The following is a 13,695-nucleotide window of genomic DNA, read 5'->3' on the forward strand; positions in this document are numbered from 1 at the left end:
GGTTACATTCCGAACCCGGAAGCTAAGCCTCACAGCGCCGATGGTACTGCAGGGGGGACCCTGTGGGAGAGTAGGACGCCGCCGAACAATCATTCCAAAAAGACCCCCTTCCGGACGGAAGGGGGTCTTTTTGCGTTAACGTCTCTGCCAGCACACCCCGGCTCGGCGGAAGGCACGAACCGTTGCAGAACCTGACCCTTACCTGGCAGTCCGCCGGGGGCACCGCGGTCGCTCTCTACGGGAGTGCGTACGCGGCGTCGAGGTGGCGGCGCGGCCCGTTGCCGGCGTTGCTGCGGGAGGCCGGCACGCTGCTGGCGCTGTTCGCGCTCTGGCAACTGGTCGGGCACCTGTCCCTGATGAGTACCGAGCACGCGCTGGACCGGGCGAGCTGGATCCACCGGACGGAGCTGGCGGTCGGGTTGCCGGACGAGGCGTCCTGGCAGGCGGCGGTGACGCCGTACCCGGTGGCGGTGAAGGCGGCGAACTACTACTACGCCGCGATGCACTTCGCTGTGATGATCGCCGTCCTGGCCTGGGTCTTCGTGCGGCACCGCGAGCGGTACGCGTGGGTGCGGAACACCGTGGTGATCACGACGGCGATCTGCCTCGCCGTGCAGTTCATCCCGGTGGCGCCGCCCCGGATGCTGCCGCAGAACGGATTTGTCGACGTGGCCGCGGAGTACGGGCAGTCGGTGTACGGGGGCGCGGTCGGCGGGGTGGTGGTCGCCGCGCAGCTCTCGGCGATGCCGTCGGTACACGTGGCCTGGTGCGTGCTGGCCGCAGTGGCGGTGATCAGGGTGTCGACGAGTTCGCTCCGCTGGCTGGTGGTGCTGCACCCGGTGCTGACCGTCGCGGTCGTGGTGGTCACGGCCAACCACTTCTGGGCGGACGGTCTGGTCGCCGTCGCGATCCTGCTCTTCTCCTATGCCGCCCAGGCGGCCTTCGCCCGGCGTCGGACCCGCCGGGCTGCCCGGACCGGGCCGGCGGCGGTCGACGCGCCGGCCGGGGAGCGGGCGGGCACCCGTAGTTAGCCGAACGGACACGCCGGTGGGCCGGCCTCCCCGCTCGGGGAGGCCGGCCCGCGTGTGTTGCGGCGTCGGACCTTGCTTGACCGGGCCTTGCTCGACCGGACCTTACTTGACCGGCAGTACGGCCCGGCCCCATGCGCTGTTGGTCAGCGATGCGGTGGCCCAGTACCAGGCGACCAGCCCGGAGGCCGCGGCGACCCAGCCGGCGAACTTGGCGAGGCCGCCGGAGGTGTTGAAGGTGGCGAAGGCGGAGAGCACCAGCGAGACGGTCAGCAGACCGTAGACGGCGCGGCTGAAGAGGCCGGCGTTCCAGCTGGCGGCGGTGAGGGTGAGGGCGAGCAGGGCCCACAGCAGGAGGAACAGGCCGGCCGCGTTCTTGCCGGCGCCGCCGGCCGCCGACCAGGTGGCCCAGAAGGCGCCGAGGCCGGTGAAGGCCGTGCCGGTGAAGCCCTCGCCGCCGCGGAGTTGCCAGAGGCCGGCGATGAACAGGGTGATACCGCCGAGGAGGTGGGCGAGATGTGCCGAGTCCCCGACCCCGGTGCCGCTGAGGAGGCCGGTGGAGAGAAGACCGTAGGCGAGGAGAGTCAGGCCGAGGGCGAGGTAACCGAGGTTACCCGCGTCGGCACCGGTGGAACGGGCGTTCTGTGCCCCGGAAGCTTCGTTGCTCACCGGAGGCTCCTTTCACTCTGGGCGCGCGCAGGGCGCGGTCGACCGCACGAGGGATGTTCGATGAGGTGGATGCGCGCGACCGCGCCGAGGGCGCACGGCTGGAGCGTGCGACGGCTGCGGTCAGAATGACGGTCCAGCGGAGGAACCGCTGGTCGTGTCCCCGCCGGGGGATTCCCCGGTGAGATCGGTGTACCCGGCCGAACGAGCTTGTACCCTTGTGAATCGCACAATTTGTGGCGCCGTCAGCTGTGGAACGCTCACGGTTGGCCTCCGCGCCATCCCGGTACGGGCAGCAGTGCTCAACCCGGGCGCACCAGCGCGCAGCCCACCGACTCCAGCGCGCAGCTCACGGACGATACCGCCCAACCCGAGCGCGGCAGTGCTCAGCCCCTGCGCTGGGACGGCACCCGCAGGGTCAGGATCGCCATGTCGTCGGACGGCGGCTCCGGGGCGAACCGTTCGACCGCCCGCTGCACCCGCAGGGCCACCGCGCCTGCCGTCAGCCCGGTGCACCCGGTCAGTACCTCGGCGAGGCCGTCGTCGCCCAGCATCCGCAAGCCCTCCCGGCGTTCGGTCACGCCGTCGGTGACGCAGAGCAGGACCTCGCCGGGCGCGAGCACCAAGTGCTCGGCGGTGAGGTCGAGTTCGTCCATCACCCCGAGCAGTGGCTGCGGGGTGGCGGCCCGGTCGACCTGGCCGTCGGTGCGCAGGCGCAGCGGCAGCGGGTGGCCGGCGCAGACCAGCGACAGTTCGGTGCTGCCGTCCGGGCGGGGTGTCAGCTCGCCGTACAGCAGGGTGAGGAAGCGGCTGCGCGAACCCTCGTCCAGGATGGCCGCGTTGAGCCGGCTGAGGACCTGCGGGGCGTCCAGGCCCTCGCGGGCGAGCAGGCGCAGCGAGTGCCGGGCGAGACCGGTGACGGAGGCCGCCTCGGGGCCGGTGCCGCAGACGTCGCCGATGGCGAAGCCGTAGGTGCCCTCGCGGATGGTGAAGAGGTCGTAGAAGTCGCCGCCGACCTCGTTGCCCTCGCCGGCGGCCTGGTAGTAGACGTCCACTTCGACGCCGGGGATCTCGGGCAGGTCCGGCGGCAGCAGGCTGCGCTGGAGGGCCTGGCTGGTGGCGGTGCGCTCGGAGTAGAGGCGGGAGTTGTCGAGTGCGAGGGCCGCCCGGCGGGAGAGGTCCTCGGCGAGCTCCAGGATCTCCTGGCGGAACCGGACGCCGGCCGGGACGCCGAGGGCGAGCAGACCGATGACGCGGTTGCGGGCGGTGAGCGGCAGGACGACGGTCTCGCCGAGCAGGCCGGAGAGTTCGGGGTTGTCGGTCAGCCCGCCGGCCCGGGCGGTGTCGGCCGGGGCGGCCCAGAAGCGGACGCCGTGGGTGGGGCCGGACTCCGGGGCGGGGGTCTTGTCGAGCAGGTCGCGCAGCGGGTCGATGCGGTCCTCGTCCTCGTGCAGGACGAAGGCGAGCGAGGCCGCGGCGCCGTGGTCGCCGTTGGTGTAGACGGCGCACCAGGAGGCGAGGGTGGGGACGGCCATCTGGGCCATCAGGGCGAGCGTCTGCTCGTGCTCCAGGGTGCCGGCCAGCAGGTCGGAGGCCTCGACGAGGAAGGAGAGCGAGCCGCGGCGCAGCCGGTCGAGCTCGGTGAGTCTGGTGCTCTCGACGGCGAGCGCGACCCGGTCGGCGGCGAACTGCAGGCGCAGCGCGTCCTCGTTGTCGTAGCGGCCGGGCGCGGCGGCGGCGATGCCGAGCGAACCGATCAGCCGGCCCTCGACCTTGAGCGGGACGGTGAGCAGGGAGCGCAGGCCGCTGCCGGTGAGCAGGGCGAGGCCGGTCGGGCGGGTGGCGAGGTCCTCGTGGACGGAGGGCAGCCGGGCGGAGTCGTAGCGGTTGCCGGTCTCGACGGGGAACCGGCTGTGCCGGCGGTGGCCGGTGGTGAGGCCGGTGGCGGCGCGGACCTCGAACTCGGTCTCGTCCTCGGTGGTGAGCAGGACGTAGGCGGCGTCGGCGTCGAGCAGGTCGCGGGCGCGTTCGACGGTGCGCTGGAGCAGGGTGTCGAGGTCGTCGGTGGAGGTGGGGCCGGCGAGCAGGTCGAGCCGGCCGGCGGCCTGGTCGGCCTTGTCGCCGGGCAGTGCGCGGGCGGGGGAGCGGAGCACCGCCCGGTCGGTTTCCAGGACGAGCAGGCAGAGGGTGGACGGGGTGCCCTCGGTGTCGCGGATGCGGACCTGCAGGCCGTACACCTCGACGGTGCGGCCCTCGGCGTGGCGCAGGCCGTAGCTGCCCTCCCAGCGGGCCAGCCGCAGGGTCGCGGCGAGTCCGAGGCCGGTGCCGGGGCCCTGCGGCCAGACGGCGAGGTCGGCCCAGGGGCGGCCGAGGACGGCGTCGGCGGGGTGCCGGAAGAGCGCCTCGGCGTCGGAGTTCCAGGCGAGGACGCGGCCGTCGTCGTCGAGTCGGACCACGGCGACGTGCACCGGGCCGGTGCTGGTGGGCAGTTCGCCGCCCGGGGTGGCGGGGACGGCGTAGCGGGTGCCGGCGACGTGGGCGGGCAGGGCGAGGCGGAACCAGACGGTCTTGCGGCCGGCGGAGTACTCGACGCCCCAGCGTTCGGCGAGGGCGGAGCACATCAACAGGCCGCGGCCGCCCTCGCCGTCGGGGTCGGCGTAGCGGTCGGAGGCGGTGACGGGGACGTCGGCGAAGGACGGCAGGCCGCGTTCGGGGTGGTGGTCGGTGACCTCGATCCGGACGGTCCCGTCCTCGCGCAGGCAGCAGACCTCGGCGGCGGTGCCGGCGTGCACGACGGCGTTGGTGACGAGTTCGCTGACCAGCACGACGGCGTCGTCGACGACTTCGGGCAGGCCCCAGCCCACCAGGGCGTCCCGGACGAAGGAGCGGGCGGCGCCGGCCGACCGGCCGACGGGTTCGAAGGTGGCGGCTGCGCGCGCGGTGACCACGTTGCCACTTCTCCTCTGCTCTGGCCCTGGCTGTCCGGGTTGTGGCGCCGACTCCCCGTGCGCGCCGGCGGGGTGAGCGGCGGCGCTGGGTCGGGTCGTGGCCCGGTGCAGCGCTCCACCCTACTTTCCGGTTGGTTCCCCGTGGGGGCGGGGCGTCGAAACAGGCACCCAAGGGTGATTCTGCCCACCTGTTTCCACCGGGTCGGCACCAACCGAGCGCAACCAGCCGTATACCCGCCGCAAGTCCTGCCAGACTGGGGGGTCCGCGGCGGCCGGTCGGAGCAGTACGGTCGTGTGGGTTCCGGTGGGCCACGAGGTCCGCTGGGACGCAGTTGCGCCGGGCCGGTGTCCGGTTCCGGGCCCCGGACGGGGGCGCGGCCGGTCACCGGACAGTTCACGATCTGGGAGGGGCCCGTTGAGTTCGGCCACCAAGGACGCAACCGGTACGACGCCGCCCGCCCAGCGTGGTGCGCGGTCCGGGGCCGCGCCGCGGAGCGCGGCCGGCCGGCGAGCGAACCACAACCGGGGAGCCGAGCCGGCCGAGCTGCGCAAGCTGCTGGCCGCGCTGACCGCGATGCGGGACGGCAACTTCCGCCGCCGGCTGACCGTGCCGGGCGACGGGCCGCTGGCCGAGATCGCCGCGGTGTTCAACGAGGTTGCCGAGCGCAACCAGCACCTGACCGGAGAACTGGCGCGGGTGCGGCGGGCGGTGGGCCGGGAGGGCCGGCTGAACGAGCGGCTGGAGACCGGCGCGGGCGAGGGCGCCTGGATGGCCGCCGTCGACAACTGCAATGCGCTGATCGACGACCTGGCCCGGCCGATGGCCGAGGTGGGCCGGGTGCTGGCGTCGATCGCCGAGGGTGACCTCGACCAGAAGATGGAGCTGCGCTCGCTGCACAGCAACGGGGTGAGTCACCCGTTGCGCGGCGAGTACCTGAAGATCGGCCGGACGGTCAACGGGCTGGTGGACCAGCTCTCCGAGTTCACCGACGAGGTGACCAGGGTCGCGATCGAGGTCGGCACCGAGGGCAAGCTCGGCGGCCAGGCCAAGGTGCGCAGTGTCTCGGGCAGTTGGAAGGACCTGGCGGACTCGGTCAACACCATGGCCGGCCGGTTGACCGCGCAGGTGCGCAACATCGCGCAGGTGACGACCGCGGTGGCCAAGGGCGATCTGTCGCGCAAGGTCACGGTCGAGGTGGCCGGCGAGATGCTGGAGCTGAAGAACACCGTCAACACGATGGTGGATCAGCTCAACGGCTTCGCCGCACAGGTGACCAGGGTGGCCCGGGACGTGGGTACCGAGGGCCGGCTCGGCGGTCAGGCGCAGGTGCCGGGCGTTGCCGGGGTCTGGCGGGATCTGACCGACTCGGTCAACTTCATGGCCGACAACCTGACCGGCCAGGTCCGCAACATCGCGCAGGTGACGACGGCGGTGGCGCGCGGGGACCTCTCGCAGAAGATCGAGGTGGACGCGCGGGGCGAGATCCTGGAGCTGAAGAACACCATCAACACGATGGTGGACCAGCTCTCGGGGTTCGCCGAGCAGGTGACCCGGGTGGCCCGCCAGGTGGGTACCGAGGGGCGGCTGGGGGGTCAGGCGCAGGTGCCCGGCGCGGCCGGTGTCTGGCGTGATCTGACCGACAACGTCAACTTCATGGCGAACAACCTCACCGATCAGGTACGCAACATCGCCCAGGTGACGACGGCGGTCGCCAAGGGCGATCTGTCGCAGAAGATCCAGGTGGACGCGCGGGGCGAGATCCTCGAACTCAAGAACACCATCAACACGATGGTGGACCAGCTGGGGGCCTTCGCCGACGAGGTGACCAGGGTCGCCCGGGACGTCGGCACCGAGGGCATCCTCGGCGGCCAGGCGAGCGTGCCGGGGGTCTCCGGGACCTGGAAGGACCTGACCAACAGCGTCAACCTGATGGCCAACAACCTGACCAGCCAGGTCCGCAACATCGCCGAGGTGACCACCGCGGTCGCGCGCGGCGACGTCTCCAAGAAGATCACCGTCGATGCCCGCGGCGAGATCCTGGAGCTGGTCACCACCGTCAACACCATGGTCGACCAGCTGTCGGCGTTCGCCGACGAGGTGACCCGGGTGGCCCGCGAGGTGGGCACCGAGGGGATCCTCGGCGGCCAGGCCCGGGTGCGCGGCGTGTCGGGCATCTGGAAGGACCTCACCGACAACGTCAACTTCATGGCGTCCAACCTGACCAGTCAGGTGCGGAACATCGCCGAGGTGGCGACGGCGGTGGCCCGCGGCGACCTCTCCAAGAAGATCGACATCGAGGCGCAGGGCGAGGTCGCGGCGCTGGCCGGCACCCTGAACACGATGGTCGACCAGCTCTCCGCCTTCGCCGTGGAGGTGACCCGGGTCGCCCGCGAGGTCGGCACCGACGGCATCCTGGGCGGTCAGGCCGGGGTGCCGGGCGTGGCCGGCATCTGGAAGGACCTGACCGACAACGTCAACCTGATGGCGAACAACCTGACCGGCCAGGTCCGCAACATCGCGCTGGTGATCACGGCGGTGGCCCGCGGTGACCTCTCGCAGAAGATCGACGTGGACGCCCGCGGCGAGATCCTGGAGCTCAAGACCAGCATCAACACCATGGTCGACCAGCTCTCGGCGTTCGCCGACGAGGTGACCCGGGTGGCCCGCGAGGTGGGCACCGACGGGCGGCTCGGCGGCCAGGCCCGCGTCCCCGGCGTGGACGGCACCTGGCAGGACCTCACCGAGTCGGTGAACGAGCTGGCCAACAACCTGACCCGGCAGGTGCGCGCGATCGCGCAGGTCGCCACCGCCGTGACCAGGGGCGACCTGAGCCTGCGGATCGACGTGGACGCCGCCGGTGAGCTCGACGAGCTCAAGGACAACATCAACCAGATGATCGCCAACCTGCGCGAGACCACCCGCACCAACCAGGAGCAGGACTGGCTGAAGACCAACCTGGCCCGGATCTCCGGCCTGCTGCAGGGCCGCCGGGACCTGGAGGCGGTCGCTTCGCTGATCATGACCGAGCTGACGCCGGTGGTCTCCGCCCAGCACGGCGCCTTCTTCCTCGCCCAGCCGGCCGGCCGCACCGCCGAGCTGATCACCGAGGACGACGACGAGAACGACACCGTGCTGCGGCTGATCGGCAGCTACGGCTACCAGCGGCGGGCGATGCCGACCATCTTCCGGCCCGGTGAGTCGCTGATCGGCCAGGCGGCGGTGGAGAAGCGGGCGATCATCCTCAAGGAGGCGCCGCCCGGATACCTCAAGATCGCCTCGGGCCTCGGGGAGGCCTCGCCGGCCCACATCGTGGTGCTGCCGGTGCTGTTCGAGGGCCGGCTGCTGGGCGTGATCGAGCTGGCCACGTTCAGCTCCTTCACCACCGTCGCGCTGGACTTCCTCAACCAGATCGCCGACCTGATCGGCGTCACCGTCAACACCATCAGCGTCAACACCAAGACCGAGGGCCTGCTGCTGGAGTCGCAGCGGCTGACCGCCGAACTCTCGATGCGGTCCGCCGAGTTGGAGGCGCGTCAGGAGGAGCTGGAGCGGACCAACGAGGAGCTGCAGGAGAAGGCCTCGCAACTCGCCCAGCAGAACCGCGACATCGAGATCAAGAACAGTGAGATCGAGGAGGCCCGGCAGGTCCTGGAGGAGCGTGCCGAGCAGCTCGCCCTGGCCTCCCGGTACAAGAGCGAGTTCCTCGCCAACATGTCGCACGAGCTGCGCACCCCGCTCAACTCGCTGCTGATCCTGGCCAAGCTGCTCTCCGACAACAACGAGGGCAACCTCTCGCCCAAGCAGGTCGAGTTCGCCGACACCATCCACGGCGCCGGCTCCGACCTGCTCCAGCTGATCAACGACATCCTCGACCTCTCCAAGGTCGAGGCGGGCAAGATGGACGTCCGCCCGGCCCGGATCGCCCTCGTCCAGCTGGTCGACTACGTGGAGGCCACCTTCCAGCCGGTCGCTCTGGACAAGAGCCTCGCCTTCGCCGTCCGGGTCTCGCCTGCGCTGCCGGTCACCCTGCACACCGACGAGCAGCGGCTCCAGCAGGTGCTGCGCAACCTGATCTCCAACGCGGTCAAGTTCACCGACACCGGAGCGGTCGACTTCTCGATCAGCCAGGCCGGCGCCGACGTCCCGCAGCACGTCCGGGAGCGGCTGCTGGAGGCCGGCGCGATCCAGGGACCGGACGACGAGCTGATCGCCTTCTCGGTCTCCGACACCGGCATCGGCATCCCCGGCAACAAGCTTCGGGAGATCTTCGAGGCGTTCAAGCAGGCCGACGGCACCACAAGCCGCAAGTACGGCGGCACCGGCCTCGGGCTCTCGATCAGCCGGGAGATCGCCCGTCTGCTCGGCGGCGAGATCCACGCCGAGAGCGAGCTGGGCAAGGGCTCCACCTTCACCCTCTACCTGCCGCTGCGCACCGAGGCCGCGGATGCCCCGGGCGGTGCGCCGTTGCCGGCCCCGAACACCCCGGCGGTGCGCGCCGCCGTCGCCGTGACCCCGGCCGGCACGCCCGTCCCGGTCGGCGAGAACCCGGCCGACCACTGGGCCCAGGAGGTCCGCGAGCTCGCCGAGGAGCGCCGCCGGGGTGCCGTCGAACGCCGCCGCGCCGCCGCCCTGGACGCCTCCGCCGTGGGCCGCCCGCCGGCCGTCGGCCCCGCCGTCCGCCCGGGCGGACGGGTGGACACCCGCTTCGACGGCCAACAGGTGCTGATCGTGGACGACGACGTCCGCAACGTCTTCGCGCTCACCAGCGTCCTGGAACAGCACGGCCTGACCGTCCTCTACGCCGAGAACGGCCGCGAGGGCATCGAGATGCTGGAGCAGCACGAGAACGTCGCGCTGGTCCTGATGGACATCATGATGCCGGAGATGGACGGCTACGCGACCACCGAGGCGATCCGCCGCATGCCCCAGTTCGCCGGCCTGCCGATCATCGCGCTGACCGCCAAGGCGATGAAGGGCGACCGGGAGAAGTCCCTGGAGGCCGGGGCCACCGACCACATCACCAAGCCGGTCGAGACCGACCACCTGCTGACGGTGATGCACGAGTGGCTGACGGTCCGGAAGGGGTAGCCGCCATGGTGCCCCGCCGGACCGAGATGACCGGCGGGGGCGTGCAGCGCCCGGCCCGCTCCGGAGTTCACGCCCCGGGGGCGAGCTGTTTGCTGGCGGGGAGGGGCGGGAACCGGGTAGGGTCACCGATCGTTGCGAACAGTGACCGGATGGCGACTCACTGCTGAGCGTGCGCCGGGGCACTGGGTGCACGCTGCTGCGGATCAAGTCTTGACGGAGCGGTGTGCCGGGCGAGGGGGTGCGGCTAGCATGACCGGGGTAATGGTGGGCAGTACGCGGGTGCCTTCCCCAGGCAGGCAGGCAACAGGAGGGCGGGCCGTAATGCAGAAGGCGAAGATCCTCCTGGTCGACGACCGGCCGGAGAACCTTCTGGCGCTGGAGGCGATCCTCTCCGCGCTGGACCAGACGCTGGTGCGCGCGGCCTCCGGCGAGGAGGCGCTCAAGGCGCTGCTCACCGACGACTTCGCGGTGATCCTGCTCGACGTCCAGATGCCCGGCATGGACGGCTTCGAGACGGCCGCGCACATCAAGCGGCGCGAGCGTACCCGGGACATCCCGATCATCTTCCTGACCGCGATCAACCACGGGCCGCACCACACCTTCCGCGGTTACGCGGCCGGCGCGGTGGACTACATCTCCAAGCCCTTCGACCCGTGGGTGCTGCGCGCCAAGGTGTCGGTCTTCGTCGACCTCTACATGAAGAACTGCCAGCTCAAGGAGCAGGCCGCACTGCTGCGCCTGCAGCTGGAGGCGGGCGGTGAGCAGCCGGCCATCGGCGGTCCGCTGCTGGGCGAGCTGTCCGCGCGGCTGGCGTCGGTGGAGGAGCAGGCCGAGGCGCTGGTCAAGCAGCTGGACGGCGCCGAGGACGGCGGGGTCGCCGCCACCGCGGCGCACCTGGAGCGGAAGCTGGCGGGCCTGCGCAGGGCCCTGGACGCGCTGCGCCCCGGCGTGGAGTAGGCGGCAGCCGCCCGCCTGCCCCGTCCGGGTGAAACCGGATCAGCATGACGGTGTGTCTGCGACACGTCCGGGCACCCCGTACCGAGCGCGTGGGCACGGCTGGTCGGCCCCGGTAGGCTGCTGAGCCATGGCCACACGTACGCCCGGAAGCGCGGCACGCAGTTCGAGTCCGGGACCGTCCAAGAAGGCCGCGGCGAAGGCTCCGGCCAAGCCGCCCGCGAAGAAGACGGCCGCCAAGAAGGCCGCCCCGGCGAAGAAGGCCGCGGCCAAGCCCGCTCCGGCGCCGCCGCCCCCGCCGAGGCCGATACTCTTCCGCGCCGTCCGGGCCGTCTGGCTCGGCCTCGCGCACGGGGTCGGCGCGGTCTTCCGCGGCTTCGGCGACGGCGCCAAGAACCTGGACCCGGCGCACCGCAAGGACGGCGTCGGCCTGCTGCTGTTCGCGCTGGCGCTGGTCACGGCCGCCGGCACCTGGTTCAGCCCGCAGGGCTGGCTCGGCGAGGCGGCCACCAACGTGGTTTCCGGGCTGTTCGGCCGCCTGGACGTGCTGGTGCCGTTCCTGCTGGCGGCGGTCGCGGTCCGGCTGATGCGCCACCCGGAGCTGCCGGAGGCCAACGGGCGGATCATGATCGGCCTCAGCGCGCTGGTGGTCGGCGTCCTCGGCCTGGTCCACATCGGCTGCGGCGCGCCCATGATGGGCAGCGGCGCGACCCGGATAAGGGCGGCCGGCGGCATCGTCGGCTGGGCCGTGTCGACCCCGATGATGGCAGCCGCCGGACCGCCGCTCGCGGTGCCGCTCCTCCTGCTGCTGGCCTTCTTTGGCCTGCTGGTGACCACCGCCACTCCGGTCAACCGGATCCCCGAGCGGCTGCGCGCGGCCGGGGTGCGGCTCGGCGTGGTCGAGCCCGGACCGGAGGACCGGTTCGCCGAGGGGCGCACGCCGGAGCGCGAGTTCTCCACCGAGCCGCCGGAGGACGCCGACCCGTCCGCTCTGCCGTTCACCGTGGACACCGACGGCGACACCCCGCAGGACGAGGTGGCCGCCCGCCGGCGCCGCCGCCGGCGCAAGCACCTGGACGACCCGGAGCCGGCCTCCGCCGTCCCCGGCACGGCGGCCGGGGACCCGTTCGTCAAGGATCCGTTCGTCAAGGACCTGGACGACCCGTACGCCACCCGGGACCTCGCCGCCGGCGCCGCCGCCGACCTGGACGGCGCCCTGGTCTACGGGGTGCCCGCCTCCTCGGCGGTGGCGGACATGATGCACCAGGTGCAGGACCGCACCGCCCCGCCGGAGGAGCCCGCCGTCCCGGCCGCCCGCAGTGCCGGTGCCGGCCCGGGCGCACCCGAGGAGCACGGCCCCGCGCCGGTGCGGATGGAGCAGCTCCAGCTCTCCGAGGGCATCACCTACGCGTTGCCCTCGCTCGACCTGCTCGATCGGGGCGGCCCGGCCAAGGCCCGCAGCGCCCTCAACGACGAGGTGGTGGCGCAGCTCACCAGCACCTTCGGCGAGTTCAAGGTGGACGCCCGGGTCACCGGCTTCACCCGGGGCCCGACGGTCACCCGGTACGAGGTCGAGCTGGGCCCGGCCGTCAAGGTGGAGCGGATCACCGCGCTCGCCAAGAACATCGCGTACGCGGTGGCCAGCCCGGACGTCCGGATCATCAGCCCGATCCCGGGCAAGTCCGCGGTCGGCATCGAGATCCCCAACCGGGACCGCGAGATGGTCAACCTCGGCGACCTGCTGCGCTCGCGCACGGCCGCCGAGGACACCCACCCGATGGTCGTCGGCATGGGCAAGGACGTCGAGGGCCACACCGTGATGGCCAACCTCGCCAAGATGCCGCACATCCTGGTGGCCGGCGCGACCGGCGCGGGCAAGTCGTCCTGCATCAACTGCCTGATCACCTCGGTGCTGGCCCGGGCCACCCCGGACGAGGTCCGGATGGTCCTGGTCGACCCGAAGCGGGTCGAGCTGACCGCGTACGAGGGCATCCCGCACCTGATCACGCCGATCATCACCAACCCCAAGAAGGCCGCCGAGGCCCTCCAGTGGGTGGTGCGCGAGATGGACCTGCGCTACGACGACCTCGCCGCGTACGGGTTCCGGCACGTGGACGACTTCAACGCGGCGGTGAAGGCCGGCAAGGTCACCCCGCCGCTCGGCAGCGAGCGCGAGCTGAAGCCGTACCCGTACCTGCTGGTGATCGTCGACGAGCTGGCCGACCTGATGATGGTCGCCCCGCGCGACGTCGAGGACTCGGTGGTCCGGATCACCCAGCTGGCCCGGGCCGCCGGCATCCACCTGGTACTGGCGACCCAGCGGCCCTCGGTCGACGTGGTCACCGGTCTGATCAAGGCCAACGTGCCATCCCGGCTGGCGTTCGCGACCTCGGCGATGGCCGACTCGCGGGTCATCCTGGACCAGCCGGGCGCCGAGAAGCTGATCGGCAAGGGTGACGCGCTCTTCCTGCCGATGGGTGCGAGCAAGCCGGTCCGGATGCAGGGCGCGTTCGTCACCGAGGCGGAGATCGCCGCGATCGTCCAGCACTGCAAGGACCAGCTGACGGCCGTCTACCGGGACGACGTCACGGTCGGCGGCGGGCCGAGGAAGGAGATCGACGAGGAGATCGGCGACGACCTGGACCTGCTGATCCAGGCCGCGGAGCTGGTCGTCTCCACCCAGTTCGGCTCCACCTCGATGCTCCAGCGCAAGCTCCGGGTCGGCTTCGCCAAGGCCGGCCGGCTGATGGACCTGATGGAGTCGCGCGGGATCGTCGGCCCGAGCGAGGGCTCCAAGGCCCGCGACGTGCTGGTGAAACCGGACGAGCTGGACGGCGTGATCCTCGGCATCCGCGGCTGACCGCTCCGTGCCTCCGGCGGGTGTTCACTCGTTCGGAGGAGGGTAGGCGCGAGGTACGGAACCGAACGTACGCACACCGCGTCACAGGGCGGAAAGGGACGGCCTCGGTGAACGGCGGCCCCCGCCCTGACGGCCGCTCAGTGGCCGGTC

6 protein-coding genes and 1 rRNA gene are annotated in these 13,695 nt (G+C 71.9%); 5 read left to right on the plus strand and 2 right to left on the minus strand.

Going from position 1 to position 13,695, the window contains the following annotated elements:
* Window positions 1–87: ribosomal RNA gene (gene rrf, locus ACZ6NC_RS22135) — 5S ribosomal RNA — on the plus strand; the annotation flags it as partial.
* Window positions 88–182: 95 nt separating this feature from the next.
* Entirely contained in the window at window positions 183–1,031 is an 849-nt protein-coding gene (locus ACZ6NC_RS22140) for a phosphatase PAP2 family protein (RefSeq protein WP_465735290.1), read from the plus strand.
* A 102-nt stretch (window positions 1,032–1,133) separates the two neighbouring features.
* Here ACZ6NC_RS22140 and ACZ6NC_RS22145 read toward each other — a convergent pair whose 3' ends face one another.
* Together ACZ6NC_RS22145 and ACZ6NC_RS22150 are read right to left on the minus strand one after the other, a co-directional pair.
* Window positions 1,134–1,697, minus strand: coding sequence for an acetate uptake transporter (locus tag ACZ6NC_RS22145; RefSeq protein WP_465735292.1), 564 nt, complete (start codon window positions 1,695–1,697; stop codon window positions 1,134–1,136).
* 383 nt (window positions 1,698–2,080) lie between these two features.
* The gene (locus ACZ6NC_RS22150) at window positions 2,081–4,642 is read right to left on the minus strand and encodes a SpoIIE family protein phosphatase (protein WP_465735294.1); all 2,562 of its coding nucleotides are present in this window, start codon (window positions 4,640–4,642) and stop codon (window positions 2,081–2,083) included.
* Between the two features lie 574 nt (window positions 4,643–5,216).
* Between ACZ6NC_RS22150 and ACZ6NC_RS22155 the strand changes: the two genes are divergently transcribed.
* The 3 genes from ACZ6NC_RS22155 (at window position 5,217) to ACZ6NC_RS22165 (ending at window position 13,545) form a co-directional block, all read left to right on the plus strand.
* The gene (locus ACZ6NC_RS22155) at window positions 5,217–9,731 is read left to right on the plus strand and encodes a HAMP domain-containing protein (protein ID WP_465735475.1); all 4,515 of its coding nucleotides are present in this window, start codon (window positions 5,217–5,219) and stop codon (window positions 9,729–9,731) included.
* Window positions 9,732–10,052: 321 nt separating this feature from the next.
* Window positions 10,053–10,688 carry a response regulator gene (locus ACZ6NC_RS22160; RefSeq protein ID WP_465735296.1) on the plus strand — a complete coding sequence of 212 codons (636 nt, stop codon included), beginning with the start codon at window positions 10,053–10,055 and terminating at the stop codon, window positions 10,686–10,688.
* Window positions 10,689–10,815: 127 nt separating this feature from the next.
* The gene (locus ACZ6NC_RS22165) at window positions 10,816–13,545 is read left to right on the plus strand and encodes a DNA translocase FtsK (RefSeq protein WP_465735298.1); all 2,730 of its coding nucleotides are present in this window, start codon (window positions 10,816–10,818) and stop codon (window positions 13,543–13,545) included.
* Window positions 13,546–13,695: the final 150 nt, after the last annotated feature.

This window comes from Kitasatospora sp. NPDC041988, assembly GCF_055588525.1.